This is a genomic window from Pseudoduganella sp. LjRoot289 (genome assembly GCF_964252925.1).
GTDB lineage: Bacteria > Pseudomonadota > Gammaproteobacteria > Burkholderiales > Burkholderiaceae_D > Rugamonas.
Window position 1 is genome coordinate 5,201,531 of record NZ_CAXUPN020000001.1, and the last position, 16,149, is coordinate 5,217,679.

At 67.3% G+C, this 16,149-nt stretch carries 12 protein-coding genes; 5 read left to right on the plus strand and 7 right to left on the minus strand.

The window, feature by feature from the left end:
* The first annotated feature begins 33 nt into the window (after positions 1–33).
* A complete protein-coding gene (locus ACSQ8Y_RS22370; RefSeq protein ID WP_436268624.1) occupies positions 34–273 on the plus strand; it encodes a hypothetical protein in 240 nt (79 codons plus the stop codon).
* Between the two features lie 181 nt (positions 274–454).
* Here the strand turns inward: ACSQ8Y_RS22370 and ACSQ8Y_RS22375 are convergent, their stop codons facing one another.
* The 3 genes from ACSQ8Y_RS22375 to ACSQ8Y_RS22385 all read right to left on the minus strand — a co-directional run bounded on the left by ACSQ8Y_RS22375 (position 455) and on the right by ACSQ8Y_RS22385 (position 5,149).
* On the minus strand, positions 455–2,398 hold the full coding sequence (locus tag ACSQ8Y_RS22375) for a S9 family peptidase (RefSeq protein ID WP_436268625.1): 1,944 nt from the start codon (positions 2,396–2,398) through the stop codon (positions 455–457).
* A gap of 4 nt (positions 2,399–2,402) precedes the next feature.
* Positions 2,403–3,875, minus strand: coding sequence for an APC family permease (locus tag ACSQ8Y_RS22380; protein WP_436268626.1), 1,473 nt, complete (start codon positions 3,873–3,875; stop codon positions 2,403–2,405).
* A 161-nt stretch (positions 3,876–4,036) separates the two neighbouring features.
* Positions 4,037–5,149, minus strand: coding sequence for an NADH:flavin oxidoreductase/NADH oxidase (locus ACSQ8Y_RS22385; protein ID WP_436268627.1), 1,113 nt, complete (start codon positions 5,147–5,149; stop codon positions 4,037–4,039).
* A gap of 154 nt (positions 5,150–5,303) precedes the next feature.
* On the opposite strand from ACSQ8Y_RS22385, the gene ACSQ8Y_RS22390 reads away from it, so the two are divergent.
* The 4 genes from ACSQ8Y_RS22390 to ACSQ8Y_RS22405 all read left to right on the plus strand — a co-directional run bounded on the left by ACSQ8Y_RS22390 (position 5,304) and on the right by ACSQ8Y_RS22405 (position 8,178).
* Positions 5,304–5,582, plus strand: a complete 279-nt coding sequence (locus tag ACSQ8Y_RS22390) for a hypothetical protein (protein WP_436268628.1) — start codon at positions 5,304–5,306, stop codon at positions 5,580–5,582.
* A gap of 138 nt (positions 5,583–5,720) precedes the next feature.
* Positions 5,721–6,503 (plus strand): IclR family transcriptional regulator, encoded by a 783-nt coding sequence (locus tag ACSQ8Y_RS22395; RefSeq protein WP_436268629.1) that lies wholly within the window; start codon positions 5,721–5,723, stop codon positions 6,501–6,503.
* Positions 6,504–6,512: 9 nt separating this feature from the next.
* Positions 6,513–7,313, plus strand: coding sequence for an aspartate dehydrogenase (locus ACSQ8Y_RS22400; RefSeq protein ID WP_436268630.1), 801 nt, complete (start codon positions 6,513–6,515; stop codon positions 7,311–7,313).
* A 64-nt stretch (positions 7,314–7,377) separates the two neighbouring features.
* Positions 7,378–8,178, plus strand: coding sequence for an FRG domain-containing protein (locus ACSQ8Y_RS22405; RefSeq protein WP_436268631.1), 801 nt, complete (start codon positions 7,378–7,380; stop codon positions 8,176–8,178).
* Here ACSQ8Y_RS22405 and ACSQ8Y_RS22410 read toward each other — a convergent pair.
* From ACSQ8Y_RS22410 to astB, 4 genes are all read right to left on the minus strand, one after another.
* Complete coding sequence (locus ACSQ8Y_RS22410) at positions 8,175–8,684, minus strand: DUF1993 domain-containing protein (RefSeq protein ID WP_436268632.1); 510 nt, start codon at positions 8,682–8,684, stop codon at positions 8,175–8,177. The two genes, ACSQ8Y_RS22405 and ACSQ8Y_RS22410, sit on opposite strands and share 4 nt — an antisense overlap.
* Before the next feature lie 151 nt (positions 8,685–8,835).
* Entirely contained in the window at positions 8,836–9,948 is a 1,113-nt protein-coding gene (locus ACSQ8Y_RS22415) for a succinylglutamate desuccinylase (protein ID WP_436268633.1), read from the minus strand.
* Between the two features lie 4 nt (positions 9,949–9,952).
* Complete coding sequence (locus tag ACSQ8Y_RS22420; RefSeq protein WP_436268634.1) at positions 9,953–14,686, minus strand: NAD-glutamate dehydrogenase domain-containing protein; 4,734 nt, start codon at positions 14,684–14,686, stop codon at positions 9,953–9,955.
* A gap of 117 nt (positions 14,687–14,803) precedes the next feature.
* On the minus strand, positions 14,804–16,144 hold the full coding sequence (gene astB, locus ACSQ8Y_RS22425; protein ID WP_436268635.1) for an N-succinylarginine dihydrolase: 1,341 nt from the start codon (positions 16,142–16,144) through the stop codon (positions 14,804–14,806).
* Between the last annotated feature and the right edge of the window lie 5 nt (positions 16,145–16,149).

The following is a 16,149-nucleotide window of genomic DNA, read 5'->3' on the forward strand; positions in this document are numbered from 1 at the left end:
TGCACTGCAACATCACTCATTTGGGAGCACATCATGACCACCGCAAGCAACCTGACGTTCGGTACCTACTCGGAAACGAGCTATTTCGCCAATGTTGGCCGCGCAGCACGCGGTCTGATCGGCGCCCTGCTGGCGCACAAGCCCGCCGCAGCCGCTGCCACCCCTGTTCAGCGCAGCAAGCCGCTGGAAACCTTGTACGAACTGGCCAACCGTCAGGAAGCGCCATCGCGCAACCTGATGGCGGAACTGCACTTCATGGCATCGCGGGGTTAATCATGGAACTGATCGCCCTGTTCACCACCGTCGTCGCCGCCGCAGCCATCGCCGCCCGCATCTGCCTGGTCCCTGTGCTGGACCGCTCGCTGGCCCAGTTCGAAGCGCTGGCACATTAAGCCAGGCCCATGCAGGACCTGCGAGAAGAAAGACCCGGCTGCTTGCACAGGCCGGGTCTTTTTCATTTCAGGTAGCGGTCGAACCAGCCCAGGGTGCGGCGGCGGATGTCGCGCTGGTTGTCCGGATTGCGGATCGCGTGGCCCTCGCCTTCGTAGATCACCAGCGCGGACGGCACATTCATCGCGCGCAGTCCATGCCAGAACTCCTGCGACTGCACCGCCGGCGTTTCCACGTCGCGCTCGCCGACATACATCAGCGTCGGCGTCCTGGCCGCCTTGATCGATTCGATCGGCGAGACGGCGCGATAGACGGCCGGGTCGTCATAGGCGGTGGCGCCGAAGAACGGCACCATCCACTGGTCGATGCCGTTCTGGCCGTAATAGCTGATCCAGTTGGCGATGCCGGCGCCGGCCACCGCCGCCTTGAAACGCCGGCTGTGCGTGACCGCCCACATGGTCATGAAACCGCCGTAGGAATGGCCCGAGATGCCGAGCCGTTCGCCGTCCACCGGCGCGGCCTGCAGCACGGCGTCCACGCCGGACAGGATGTCGCGCAGGTCGCCGCCGCCGAAATCGCGGCGGTTGGCGCGGGTGAATTCCTGGCCCTGGCCGTAGCTGCCGCGCGGATTCGGGAGGAAGATGTAATAGCCCTTCGCGGTCAGCTCGCGCATCAGCGGATTGGCCTGCTCTCCCTCCGCCACGTAACGCGGCGAGGCCGCTGCGGCCGGACCGCCATGCACCAGCACCACCATCGGATATTTTTTCCCGGCTTCGGCGTGCTGCGGACCGACCAGCCAGCCCTGCACCCGGTAGGCGTCGCTGTCCCAGCTGATGCTCTGCACCGACACCTGCGGCGCGAACTGCGCGTTGTCCTGCGTGATGGCGCGCAGCTGGGGCAAACGGCCCGCCACGATGTGGGGCGCGGTGCGGAAGTCTTCCTGCGCCGCCGCAGCCACGGCGCCGTCGGCGCTGAAGGACAGCCTGCCGTCCGATCCGGCGCTGCTGACCGGGGCGGACCACAGCACGGTGTGCTTGCCGTCCGCGGCGTCCATCTCCAGCGCGGCGACATCGGCGCCCACCAGCGCGGTGGCCAGCAGGCGCTTGCCGCGCCAGGCCAGGCCGTTGAAGCTGCCCGCGTAGCCCGGCGTGATGTTGCGCGGCTCGCCCCCGGCCAGCGGCACGGTGTACACGTCGCCGCCGATGGAGCCGAAGTCGCTCATCAAGCCGCCGATGTAAGCCACCGTCTTGCCGTCGGCCGATACCTGGGGCAGATTCAGTTGCGTGGCCGGCGCGGCAATCACGCGCTCGGCGCCGTCCGCGTCCACGTGCAGCAGCTTGGCCACCCACCAGTTGTTGTCGCCATTGCCCTTGGCGCCGGTGGCGACGAAGCCCTGGCCATCCGGCGTCCAGTCGAATTCGTAGATATAGGTGTCGGCCGGCGACAGCAGCTTGAAGGCGCCGCCGGTGGCGGCAACCGTGCCGATGCGCTGCGTGTCCTCTGCCATACCGATCTCGCCCACTTGCGGGGCGCCTGCCTCCACCGCCCCGACCTGCTTGCGCGCGTCCAGTGTCGCCAGCAGCGCCAGATGCTGGCCGTCCGGCGACCAGCGCGCGGTATTGGCCACGCCTTTGATGGTCAGCAGCTGCCTGGCCTTGCCGTGCTGCGCCACGAACAGCAGGGCGGTGCCGGCTTTGGCATCGGATGCAATGAAGGACAGGCTGCGCCCATCGGGCGAAAAGCTCGGGCGGTCGTAGCTGCAGGCGGTGCAGGGATCGTACTCGTTCAGCACTTTGCCGCTAAGCGCGTCGCGCACCACCACGGTGGCGTGGGGACGGCGCGGCAGGCCGCCCGGATCGCTGGCCTCCAGCGCCACCACGCGGTCGCCCGCGCCGGACAATGCCAGCGCGCGGTAGTCGCGCAGCACCTGGCTTTCGGCCTGGGCAATCGCCCCGGACATGATGGCCGCGGCCAGGAGACTTGCCTGGGCAATTGCCTTGCGCTGCATGGACTTATACCTTCTTGAGCCGCGAGTTGTGCATGCTGTAGCCGAAGTAAGTGATCACGGCGACCACCATCCAGACAGTGAAAATCACCTTGGTGGCGAAGGACAGGTTGACCATCAGATAGGTGCAGGCGGCAATGCTCAGTGCGGGCACCAGGTAAGGGCCGCAGGGAATGCGGAAACCGCCCTTGGTCGGGATGCCGGCCTTGCGGTCTTTACTGCGCAGCACCGGCACGGCGACCGACACGATGATGAAGGCCGTCAGGGTACCCATCGACACCATGTCCCACAGGAAGGTCGAGTCCACCAGGCCGGCGACCACGCCCACCACCACGCTGACGATGACGGTATTGGCGACCGGGGAATGCGTTTTCGGATTCACCCGCTGGAACACCTTCGGCACCAGGCCGTCTTTCGCGATGGCGTACAGGATGCGGGTCTGGCCGTAGATCGTCACCAAGGTGACGGAGAACACGGAAATCACGGCGCCGGCGGACAGCACCAGCGCGGGCCAGGCCTTGCCGGTCACGTTCTGCAGGATCACCGCCAGACCGGCGGCCTGGCCTTCGAACTTGTGCGCAGGCTGGGCGCCCATGGCAGCCATGGCGACCAGCAGGTAGAACACGGTCACGATGACCAGCGCGCTCAGGATGCCGACCGGGACATTGCGGCGCGGGTTGCGCACCTCCTCGCCGGCTGTGGCGATGGTGTCCAGGCCGATAAAGGAGAAGAACACCGTGCCCGCAGCGGCGGCGATGCCGGTCGCACCGGGCAGCCATTCGCCGCTGACCGGCTTGAGGAAAGGCGTGAAGTTCTTGGCGTCGAAGCCGGTGAAGGCGATCGCGATGAAAAAGACCAGGATGGCCAGCTTGACCATCACCATGATGGCGTTGGTCGTGGCAGATTCCTTGGTGCCGCGCACCAGCAGCACGCAGCACAGCCCCACCAGTATCATCGGCGGCAGGTTCAGATGGCCGATGTTCCAGCTCATGCCGTGCGCCGTGGCCAGGATCAGCGGCGAGCGCAGCGTCTCGGGGATCTGCCAGCCGATGGCGTTGACCAGGAAGTTGTTCAGATAGTCCGACCAGCCAATCGCCGTGGCGCTGGCCGCCAGGCCATATTCAAGCAGCAGGCAGAAGGCGACGATGAAGGCCAGGAATTCGCCCACCGTGCTGTAGGCGAAGGAATAAGCGGAGCCGGATGCGGGAATGCGGAACGAGAGCTCGGCGTAGCACAGCGCGGTCAGGCCCGCCGTCAGCGCCGCCAGCAGGAAGGACAGCACCACCGAAGGACCGGCCTTGGGCACCGCTTCCACCATGGTGAAGAAGATGCCGGTGCCGATGGTGGCGCCGACGCCTATCATGGTCAGCGAGAACAGGCCGATGGAGCGGGCCAGGCCGCCGGTGTGGGTGTCGCCCTGTTCGGCGTGCAGGCCGACCGGCTTGGTACGGGCCAATTTCTGGACCAGCGATTGAGTCACAGGCATTCCTTGTATGGTATATAGCCGCGCGCCGGTTGTGCCGCCGCGTTCTGCTGAAGTGTTCGGTCAAAAAACACAGCGATTATAGGGCTTTACACGGCAGCCGCCACCAGGAGTTTGTACAAGAATGGCAACGCTGTGGCGTGGCGAGGACAGCTTGCTCAGCGCTGCCCAAGCCTGGTGGCGCCGAACAAATCCTTCAGTTCGCGCGGCTGCGAACGCCAGTACTGCGGCGGCGCCTCCACTTGCGCGCCCAGCCTGGCCGCCGCGTGCCATGGCCAGCGCGGGTCGTACAGCATGGCGCGCGCCAGCGCCACCACGTCCGCATCCTGCTGCGCGACGATGGATTCGGCGTGCTCCGGCTCCGTCACCAGGCCCACGCCTATGGTCGGCAGGCCGGTGGCGTGCTTGATCCGGCGCGCGAAGTGGATCTGGTAGCCCGGCCCCAGCGGAATCTGCTGCAGCGGCGAGACGCCGCCGCTGGAGACGTGGATGAAATGCGCGCCGGCCTTTTGCAGCGCCTGCGCGAACACCACGCTTTGCTCGATGTCCCAGCCGCCCTGCACCCAGTCCGAGGCCGACACGCGCATGCCGACGCACACCGACGGCGGCAGCGCCGCCCGCACCGCCGCCAGCACTTCCAGCGGGAAGCGCATGCGGTTCTCCAGCGAGCCGCCGTATTCGTCGCTGCGCTGGTTGGACAGCGGCGACAGGAACTGGTGCAGCAGATAGCCGTGCGCGCCATGCAGCTCTATGCCTTCGATGCCCAGCGCGTGCACGCGGCGCGCGGCAGCGACGAAGCTGTCCTTGATGTGCTGCAGGCCGGCCGCGTCCAGCGCCAGCGGCGCATGCTCGCCGGGCGCGTGCGGCACGGCCGATGGCGCCACCGTCTGCCAGCCGCCCCTGGACGGCGGCACGCTGGCGCCGCCCTCCCACGGCCGCTGGCTCGATGCCTTGCGCCCCGCATGGCCCAGCTGCACCGCCAGCGGCATGCTGGAGTGCTTGCGGATGGCCTGCACCACCGGCGCCAGCGCGGCCTGGTGCGCGTCCGACCACAGGCCCAGGTCCCAGGCCGAGATGCGCCCTTCCGGCGACACGGCGGTCGCTTCCGTCATCAGCAAGCCGGCGCCGGACAGGGCCAGCTGGCCGAGGTGGATCAAATGCCAGTCGGTGGCCAGGCCGTCGTCGGCGGAGTACTGGCACATGGGGGCGATGGCGATGCGGTTGGCCAGGCGCAGCGGGCCAAGGTCGTAGGGGGAAAACAGCTGGCTCATGACAGACTCCCGGCGGCAAAAAGACCAAGTGTAACGCCACTTCAAGGGCTTGGTTACAGTTGCTTACTTTTGATACAGGCCCATGTATAGCTTGCGGCGTGCGGGATCGTTAATCTTGAGTCTCAGCAAAAACAGTAATCACAGGAGGTCCAACATGGCGATCATTCAAAAAATTCCCACCGTCAGCAACCGCTTCTCCCCGCTCAGCGCGATGGCGGCGATCTCCGTGATTATGCTGTGCATGGCCGGCACCGCCGCCATCGCAGGCTGGCTGCCCGCGCACCAGTCCAACCCCTACCTGCCCCCGGTTTCTTCCGCTCCCGAAGTGTCACCGATTGCGGCGCCGGTTGCAGCACCCGTTGTTGCCCCTGCGCCCGACCGGTCCATGCAGCCGCGCGTGCGCCGCGCCTCGCATCTGACTTCGACGACCTGAACGTCCAGCCACCTCGGCGGCAAGGAAACGCCCCAGTGCGTTTCCTTTTTTTTGGGGATAATGTCTCACCTATGAAACGTTAATTTTTATTTGAGACAAAAATCGTGTGTGGCATCGAAGCTCTGTTATATTTCGCACATGAACAGTCCCGACAAATACACGGTGCCCGGCCTGGAACGCGGCCTGCGCCTGCTGCAAGAATTCAGCCGCCACCAGAAAACCTTGTCCGCGCCGGAGTTGGCCAGGCGCCTCGACGTGCCCCGCTCCACGGTTTTCCGGCTGCTGGCGACGCTGGAGCAGATGGGCTTCGTCGAGCGCGCCGAGGGCGGACGGGACTACCGGCTCGGCATGGCGGTGCTGCGCCTGGGCTTCGACTGCCTGGCTTCGCAGGAACTGCCCGAAATCGGCCGCCCGGTGCTGGACCGGCTGCGCCAGGAACTCGGCTACTCCACTGCGCTGGTGGTGCGCGACGGGCGCTCCATCATCTACGTCGCCAACTCGGCGATGCCCGAACCCTTCGCCAGCACGGTCAACGTCGGCACGCGCCTGCCGGCCCACGCCACCGTGCTGGGCCGCGTGCTGCTGCAAGACCTGTCCCTGGCGCAGCTGCGTGAACTGTATCCGGAAGAGCAATTGAAGGTCTACTCGGACAGCACGCCGAGAACCGTCGCCGATCTGTTCGAGCTGCTGCAGCAGGACCGCGAGCGCAACTACGTGGTGGAGGAAGGCTTCCTCGACCGCGGCATATCCACCGTTGCCGCCGCCGTGCGCGGCCGGGGCGGCGAGGTGGTGGCGGCGCTGGGCGCGGCCATACCCGCACCGCGCATCGAACCGGAGCGCGTGGACAAACTCGTTGCCGGGGTGCGGGCCAGCGCCAACGAGCTGTCGCGCTTGCTCGGCTACGTGCCGGGCGCCAACTGAGGAGCCGCCATGCTGCGTGTCGCCATGATAGGTTGCGGCGCCATTGGCGCCGGCGTGCTGGAACTGCTGAAGCATGATGCCGAAGTTGTCTTCGATCTCGTGATCGTGCACGCAGCGGCAGTGGACAGCGCGCGCGCCAGGCTGGGCGCGCTGTATCCGCGCGCCCGGGTCGATGTGGGCCTGAGCGGCGCGCGCCCCGACCTGCTGATCGAGTGCGCCGGCCACAGCGCCATCGAAGCGCACATCATCCCCGCGCTGGCGAGCGGCATACCGTGCATGCTGGTATCGGCCGGCGTGCTGGCCGAAGCGGGGCTGGCGGAAAAGCTGGAGCAGGCGGCGCGGCACGGGCAGACCCAGGTGCAATTGCTGCCCGGCGCCATCGGCGCGATAGACGCGCTGGCCGCCGCGCGCGTCGGCGGCCTGGACTCCGTGGTCTATACCTGCAACAAACCGCCCGGCGCATGGAAGAACACGCCGGCCGAACGCTTGGTGGATCTGGATGCGCTGGCCGCAGCGGCCACGATCTTCGAAGGCAGCGCGCGCGAGGCGGCACGCCTGTATCCGAAAAACGCCAACGTGGCGGCCACCCTGTCGTTCGCCGGCCTGGGCCTGGACCGCACGCGGGTGCGCCTGCTGGCGGACCCCGGCGCGGCTGAGAACATGCACCACGTCGTGGCGCAAGGCGCCTTCGGTAGTTTCGAGCTGACCATGCGCGGCAAACCGCTGGCGGCCAATCCCAAAACGTCGGCGCTGACGGTATTCAGCGTGGTGCGCGCCCTGCACAACCGCGCGCGCACCCTCTGTATATGACGGCGTGCGCCGGGCTGGCGGAAGCGTGCGTACTATCTCGATTACAGCCATGGAAGGGGACTCGATGGAACAGATCAGCGTAAGCTCGTGGAACGAATTCATGACGCTCAGCACGCAGCTCGACGGCTGGGCCTTCCGTGGCCAGCAGGATACGCGCTGGCCGCTGCAGACCTCATTGTCGCGCTACCTGAACGCCTACATCCCGGACCGTTCCAGCTGGCGTTTGCGCGAGGAGCGCGCCATCCGCATCTTCCGCCGCAAGGCGCACAACTACCTCGACGATCCCTCCGTGCTGGACAACGAGCTGCGCTGCCTGGCGCTGATGCAGCACCACGGCGCGCCGACCCGCCTGCTGGACTTCACCAAGTCGCCCTTCGTGGCGGTGTTCTTCGCGCTCGAGCGCGCCACCTGCGACGCCGCCGTCTACGCGCTGAACACGCCGCGCCTGTGGGCTGCCGTGCCGCACCGCCATCCGGCGATGGACCGCGACCACATCGATCCGCGCGTGCCGGGCAATTTCACGCGGCTGTTCCAGCCCAACACCAACGCCATCATCTGGACCGGCGAACCGACCGAGATGGACCGGCGGCTGGTGGCGCAATCGGGCACGCTGGTGGTGCCGGGCATGCTGGACAAGCCGCTGGACGAGATCCTGGAGGACTATGGCGACAGCCGCGCGCTGCTGAAGAAGATCGTGCTGCCGCTGGCGATGCGGGACGAGGCGATGAAATCGCTGTACCGCATGAACATCACCAACGCCACGCTGTTCCCGGACCTGGACGGACTGGCGCGTTCGATCGGCATGGAGCTGGAGATGGTGTGGCCGGTGGCCGAGGGATCGCCACCGGGGCCCGAGCCGTTCTAGTTGAAGGGGCCGAGAAAGTCCAGCTTGCCGATCTTGACGCCCTGCGCGCGCAGGATGCCGTAGGCGGTGGTGACATGGAAGTAAAAGTTCGGCAGTGCGAAGGTGAGCAGGTAGCTCTGGCCGGTGAAGTGCTGGCTGAAGCTGCCGTAACTGAGCGTCACGTCGCGCTCGGCGGCACCGTCGAACTGCGCTTCCGGCACGCTCTCGATGAAGGCGATGGTGTTGGCGATGCGCTCCTGCAGTTGCTGGAAGCTGGCCTCGTTGTCCTCGAACTTCGGCGCCTCGATGGCGCACAGGCGCGCCACGGTGAGCTTGGAAGCGTCGCTGGCGCGCTGGATCTGCGCCGTCAGCGGCATCATGTCCTCCGCCAGCCGCGCGCCCAGCAGCACGTCCGGCACGCCGCCCGTCGCGGCCGCATGCTCCTCGCCCTTCTTCAACAGCGCCGACAATACATTCAGCGCGCGTACAAACGCCGGGACCGACGCCTGATACATGGATATCGACATGTATTCCTCTTTCAATGATGAGTGATCCGGGAATCATACACTTGACCCAAATGTGCTGCTCAGGCTCCTTTGAAGTGAGGATTCCACTGCACGCTGAAGAATGGGGAAATCAAGCGGGCTGTGCGGCTCGCTTGCGGAGCCGCAAGCCGCCTCAGGCGAGGCGGACGACCATCAGGCCGGCGCGCAGGCCGATGCGGACGTCGGGGTTGGGAAAAACCACCATTTCCTCGGCGTGCGTGACGGTGTAGACGGTGTCGCCGTCGCGCGCGATTTCGGCGCCCTGCTTGAGCGGCGTGAAGTTCCACGTGTCCTTGCCGAAGGCCATCTGGAACTGGTCGCTCAGCTTGATGATCTGCTGCGCCGTGCCGTACACGTGCGGCGCCTGCGCGGCCGCTTTCGGCGCGGCGCCGCGCAGCAGGTCGTCCAGCGCCTGCGACGCTTCGGTGAACTGCGCCAGATCGTTCTGGCCCAGGGTCCCGATGCGGCCCAGCTCCACCGTGGTGCCGGCCGCCGCGTGGTGCTCGGCGGAGTAGTAGCTGTAGGTGCCGACCGACTTGGGGTTCATGATGACGGCGCCTATCGACGCCTGCCCCAGCCAGGCGATCAACTTCGTGCGCGCGCCTTCCTCGATGATCTCGGGGACGATGGCGAACGTCGGATAGACGGAGGGACGGATCGCAGTGTGCAGATCCAGGTGCCAGCGCACCGGCCCCGCGCCCTTGAAGAAGGCGCTGGTGGCGGCAACCATCACGTCGGCGCGCGCGGCTTCGGCCGTGCCTTCCAGCGTGCCGCGGTCGGTGCGGAACATGCGGTTCAAGTCCGCATCGATGAAGCGCTTGCCGGCGCGGATGGCGCCGATATTGCCGACGCAGAGCATCAGGTCCACCGCCAGCGCAGCCGCCTGACGAGACAAGGCATCCAGCAGGTAGGCCACGACTTCGATCGGTCCGGTTTCATCGCCGTGCACACCGACCGAGATCAGCACCGATGGACGCGCAGGCGCCGTGGCAGACGCCTCGGCATGCTTGATGGTGAGTATGCCGTCGGCCGGCCGCGCCACAGCGAAGCCGGCTGCGGTGAAGCGCGCCGAGACGGCGCTGAAGTCAGCTTCCGCCAGCGCCCGCACAGCAGCAGGCAGCGCGGCCGTAGCGATGGCTGCCGCGGCGGCCGCCGCCGGGAAGCCGCCCGCCGCAACGGCTGCCGGAACGGAAGTGCCTCCGGCGGCAGCGGCGGCTTGCGCCGCCTTGTCGTCTGCTACCGCCATGCGCTTACGCCGCCACCGCGTTGGCGGCTTCGGACAGCGCCCACACGTCCAGCATCGCCTGGTCCAGGTCCGCCGAGGTGGCGTAGCCGGACAGGCCCAGCGTGTTGGTCACCACCTCCACCGCCTCGGTGGCGTCGTGGCCGTCGGTGGCGCGCGACAGCACCTGCGTCAACAGGCGCTGCTGCGTGCGCCGCAGCGCGTGCTGGGCGTAGCTGCGCAGCTGCTCTTGCGAGCGGGTCGCCGCCGGCAGCTTCAGGCCGCGCTCCAGCGTGTCGATGCCGGTCTGGCTGCGCAGGGCCATGCCCACTTGCAGGAAGGCCGGCAGGTCCATGCCGCCCGGACGCTTGACCGACAGCGCCGCGAATACGAAAGCCGCCACCGATTCCACCGCGTCCACCGCTTTCCATGCGTGGGCAAACTCCGGACGCAGGCCCGCCGTGGTATCGGCTTCGGACTGGCCGTCGGCCGGCACCAGCTGCTTCAGCATCCCGGGCTGGCTGAACAAGCGGGTCAGCTCGGCCACGCCGCCGCCGGCGCGCAGCAGGTCGGCCGGCACTGCCAGCACGCCCTGGATCACGGCGCGCTGCAGGCTGCGGGTGCGCGCGTCGACCTTGACCGACACGGCGCGCGGCACGGTCAATGCGTCCGCATCCAGTGCTTCGAACACCGGCGCCAGGTTCAGCGCCGACCATGCCTGTCCCCAGGCCAGGATCACGTCGGCCTCGTCGACACTGTGTTCGGCGGCCAGTTCGCGCAGCATCAGCGGACCGCAGCGGTTCACCGATTCATTGGCCAGCACGGTGGCCAGGATGGCGTTGGCCAGCGGATGCGCCAGCGCCGGGCGGGTGGCGACCAGCAGGTCCGGGAAGTAGGGCTTGAGCACCGACTCGGCCCAGCTCTCGTCCGTCAGCGGCAGCGCCGACAGGATGCGCTTGTAGCGGTTCTTCACGTTGGCGATGACCACCGCCAGTTCCGGCGTCGTCAAGCCGCGGCCATCGAGCTTGCGGCGCGCCAGTTCGGCCACGGTCGGCAGCTGTTCCAGTTCGCGCGACAGCGCGCCCTCTTCCTCCAGGCTGGCGATCAGCGCGGCGTAGCCGTCCTGCACCGAAGCATCGGACTGCGCTTGCTGCTCGCGCACCAGCAAGTGGGTTTGCAGCGTATTGTCGCGCAGGACCAGGCGCTCGATGTCGCCGGTCATTTCGTTGAGGATGCGGTTGCGGTCCGCTTCGGTCAGCTGGCCGGCGTTCATTTCCACGTCCAGCCACATCTTCGCGTTCACCTCGTGGTCGGAGCAATCCACGCCGGCCGAGTTGTCGATCGCGTCGGTGAAGATGCGGCCGCCGGACAGCGCGAATTCGATGCGGCCGGCCTGGGTCGCGCCCAGGTTGCCGCCTTCGGCCACGATCTTGCAGCGCAGCTCATTGCCGTTGACGCGGATGTTGTCGTTGGCGCGGTCCTTCACATGCGCGTGCGTTTCGGCCGAGGACTTGATGTAGGTGCCGATGCCGCCATTGTAGAACAGGTCCACCGGCGCCAGCAGGATGCGGTGCATCAGCTCTTCCGGCGGCAGCGAGGTTTCGGCGATGTCCAGCGCGGCGCGGATCTGCGGCGACAGCTCGATGGCACGGGCGTTGCGCGGGAACACGCCGCCGCCGGCCGAGATCAGCTCCTTGTTGTAGTCTTCCCACGAGGAGCGCGGCAGCGCGAACATGCGCTGGCGTTCGGCGAAGGAGACGGCGGTGTCCGGATTCGGGTCCAGGAAGATGTGGCGGTGGTCGAACGCGGCCAGCAGCTTGATCTGCTTCGACAGCAGCGCGCCGTTGCCGAACACGTCGCCCGACATGTCGCCCACGCCCGTCATGGTGAACGGGGTGGTTTCCATGTTGTGGTCCATCTCGTAGAAGTGGCGCTTGACCGCTTCGAACGCGCCCTTGGCGGTGATGCCCATTTTCTTGTGGTCGTAGCCGTTCGAGCCGCCCGACGCGAAAGCGTCGCCCAGCCAGAAGCCGCGCTGCACGGCGATGCCGTTGGCGATGTCGGAGAAGGTCGCGGTCCCCTTGTCGGCCGCCACCACCAGGTAAGGATCGGCGCCGTCGTAGCAGACGGTGTCGGCAGGCGGGACGATGTTGCCCAGCACGCGGTTGTCGGTCACTTCCAGCAGGCTGGCGATGAACAGGCGGTAGACCGCTTCGCCTTCGGCGGCGATGGTTTCACGCACGGCGTCCTTCGGCATCATCTTGCAAACAAAGCCGCCCTTGGCGCCGGCGGGCACGATGACGGCGTTCTTCACCATCTGCGCCTTCACCAGGCCCAGCACCTCGGTGCGGTAGTCTTCCATGCGGTCCGACCAGCGCAGGCCGCCGCGCGCGACAGGGCCGCCGCGCAGGTGCACGCCTTCGAAGCGGCGCGAGAACACGAAGATCTCGCGGAAAGGACGCGGTTCAGGCACCAGCGACAGGCTGCTGGTGTCGAACTTGAAGATGATCTTGTCGCCCTGCTGCTTGTTCTGGTAGTAGTTGGTGCGCAGCGTCGCGCTCATCAGGTCCACCATGGCCGCGAGGATTTCCTCGGTGTCGGCGTGGTTCACGGACGCCAGGCCGGACTTGATGCCGGCCAGCTTGTCCAGCGCCGCCGCGCGTTCGGCTTGCGGCAGCGCCGGGTTGAAGCGCTGCTCGAACGCGTCGACCAGTTCCTTCACCTGCACCGGCTGCTTGCGCAGCGTTTCGGCGATGTAGCGCACCGAGAAGCGGCTGCCGGTCTGGCGCCAGTAGCTCATATAGGCGCGCACCAGCTGTACCTGGCGGGTGCTCAAGCCGCCTTCGATGACCAGGCCGTTCAGGCGGCCGTCTTCGGCTTCGTTGTTGAACAGCGAGGTGACCAGTTCCTGCACCACTTCGGCCACGCCGGGCTGCGCCAGCTTGGCGGCGCTGTCCGCGTCGGCCAGCAGGCTGGTGACGAAATGGCGCTTGCCGTCGGCGGTGTGGATGGCATAAGTCTGTTCGCGGTCGATGGACACGCCGGCGTTGTGCAGCGCCGGCAGTATGTTCGACAGCGAAGGCACGCGCTCCACCGAGTACAGTCGGATGGTGGTGGCGGCGCTGCCGGCCGAGGCCAGCTCGACGCGCGCGGTGACGCGGCCCGCCGCGCTGTGCAGCAAGGCGCCCAGGTCGTGGAAGGCCACGGCGGGCGCGGTGGCGCTGACGTAGTCGACCGGCAGCGTGGCGCACAGTTTGCGCAGGCTGGAACGGGTCGATTCCTCGCCGACCGCGTCGGCCAGGGCGGAGAAGCTGTTGTGCCAGCCGTCCAGGATGGACAGCAGCGGACGCTGGATGTCGGACTCCAGGTCCAGCGGATAACGGGCGGCGTGGGCGATCAGGTAGACGCGGGCCAGCGGGCCGTCGGCCACCAGGGTTTGCGAGCTGACGTGCGAGGCGCCCGAGCTTTGCTGCAGGGCCTTGGCCAGCGCGTGCGCCACGGAAGCGCTATAGCGTTCGCGCGGCAGGTAGACCAGCACGTTCAGGTGGCGCGCATAGACGTCGCGGCGCGCGAAGACCTTGGTGCGCGGTTGCTTGTACAGGGAAACGACTGCGCCGCACACGTCGGCCAGCCATTGCGGTTCGGCTTCCAGCGCTTCGGTGCGCGGCAGCGATTCCAGGATCTCGACGAATTTCTCGGCGCGGAAACCTTCCTTGCGCACGCCGGCGATCTGCAGCACCTGCGCGATGCGGCCGCGCGCAAACGGCATGCGGGTCAGCGGCGTGATGGTGGCGGCGCGGGTGAACAGGCCGACGAAGCAGTGTTCGCCCAGGATGGCGCCGTTGGCGTCCGTATTGCGCACGCCGATGAAGTCGAGCTGCTGGTCGCGGTGCAGCGTGCCTTCCACGTCGGCCTTGACGATGGACAGCGAATGCGGGCGCTTGGACAAGGTGTCGAAGTCGCCGGGGATGTTGGCCAGGCAGCTGCCGTAGACCGGGTGCGCGGTGTCCTGCAGCACGCCGATGCGGCTGGGGACGTCGCGTTCCAGTTCGCGCACGCCCGGCTTGACCTGGTAGTAGGCGTAGCCGAACGGTTCAAAGCCCTCGGTGCGCGCCCATTCCAGGAAGGCCGCCACTTCCTGGCCTTGCTCGCCGCCGTTGGCGGCAGCGGCCGCGCCCACGCTGCCCAGGCGCTCTTTCATCGCTTCCAGGTCGCGGCGCACGACGGCCGCGTCGCCGGCCACCATTTCCAGGCGCGCCACCAGGGCCGCCAGGTCGTTTTCCGCCAGGTCTTCCGCCAGCAGGACCAGCACATAGGATTCGAATTTGCCGCCGGCCGCGTCGGCGCTGGCGCCGGCGCCGACCGAGGTCGCCACGCCGTCGGCCGAACGGGCCACCGGCAGCACCGCGTTCAGCACGCCGTTGGCGATCAGGCGCTGCTTGCGCAGTGCCATGACGATGGAGTCCACCAGGTAGGGCATGTCATCATTCAGGATCAGCAAGGCCGTCGCCATGCTGCCACGGCCGTCGGCGTAGCGCAATTTGGCGATCTGCACACCCGCTCCGCTGCGCCTGGCCGCCTGCGCGAAGCCTTCCCACAGGGCCGGTACCAGGCTGTCCGGGGCGACGCCCGCCAGGTCTTCTTCGTCGATGGAGGCGAGCCAGGCGTTGATCAGGGCGCCAACCTGGCCGCTGTCGGCCGATTTGTTCGCGTTGATCAGGTCCAGCGTCTGTTTGCGCAGGTCTTGTGGCATTTGTGTCATCGTTGCTTCTCCAGTATGTTGGTCGGCGCCGTCGCGGCTTTTGGCTGGCGGCTGCTACTCGGTACGGTACTTTGCGGGGGATCGCCCCGCAACCCAATATGGGAACAAAATCAATTTTTACAAATCATACAGGTCCGGCAAGCCGAGGATGGTGCTCAGCTCCTCCAGTGCGGCGTGGACTTCCAGCGCCAGCGCGGGATCGGCCAGGTCTTTCGGCTCCAGGTGGTCGCGGTAATGCTTCTCCACCCAGGCAACCAGCGTATGGTACAGCGCTTCGGTCATGATAACGCCCTGGTGCATGGCGGACGACTCTTCGTCCGTCAGCGCCACGCGCAGGCGCAGGCACGCGGGGCCGCCGCCGTTGCGCATGGACTGGCGCAGGTCGAAGTGGATCAGTTCATCGACCGGGCCGCCTCCGGCGGCCAGGCCTTCCAGGTAGCGCGCCACCGCGGTGTTTTCCTGGCATTCCTGCGGTATCACCAGCGCCATCTTGCCGCCCTGCTTGGACAATAGCTGGGAGTTGAACAGATAGCTGTGCACCGCGTCCGCCACGGCGACGGCGCCGGTGTCGACGCGCACCGCCTGCAGCTCGGCGCCGACGCCGGCCATGGCCGCGCGCAAGCGCTCCAGGGTGGCCGCTTCGTCGGCGAAAGCCTGCTCGTGGTAGAACAGCACGTTGGCGTTGCCGACCGCGATCACGTCGTTATGGAACACGCCCTGGTCGATCACGTCCGGATTCTGCTGGATGTAGACGGTGCGTTCGGCGGCCAGGCCGTGCAGGCGGGCCACGGCCTGCGAGGCCTCCAGCGTCTGGCGCGCCGGGAAGCGCCTGGGCGCCGGCGCGGCGGCGTCGAACTCCACGCGGCCGTAGACGAACATCTCGACCGCATCGGCGCCGTGGTCCGCGCACAGGCGGGTGTGGTTGGCCGCGCCCTCGTCGCCGAAAGCGGGCGTGCCGGGCAGCGCGTCGTGCACCGCGAAATGGCGCGGATTGCTGAAGATGGCGCGCAGGCTGCGCGCCGACTGCGCGTGCTCGAAGGCGCGGTGCAGCTTGTTGTTCAGGTTGGCGGGCGTGAAGTGCACGCGGCCGTCGCCGGTGTCCGCCGACGGGCTGACGGTGGCCGCGTTGGCGGTCCACATCGGCGAGGCCGAATAGGCGCAGGCCAGGATCACCGGCGACTCCCGGTAGGCCTTGGCCAGCACGTCGCCGTCGCTGCCGCTGAAACCGAGGCTGCGCAGCAAACGGAAGTTCGGACGGTCCTGCGGCGGCAGCAGCGCCTGCGCGAAGCCGCGCTGCGCCAGCGCGCGCATCTTCGCCAGGCCCTGCAAGGCGGCCTGCTTCGGGTTCGACGCGCTCTTGACGTTGTTGAATGAAGCCACGTTGCCGAAGGAGAGCCCGGCGTAGTTGTGGGACGGGCCTACCAGGCCATCGAAGTTGAATTCGCGTGCTTGCCGCATGGTGT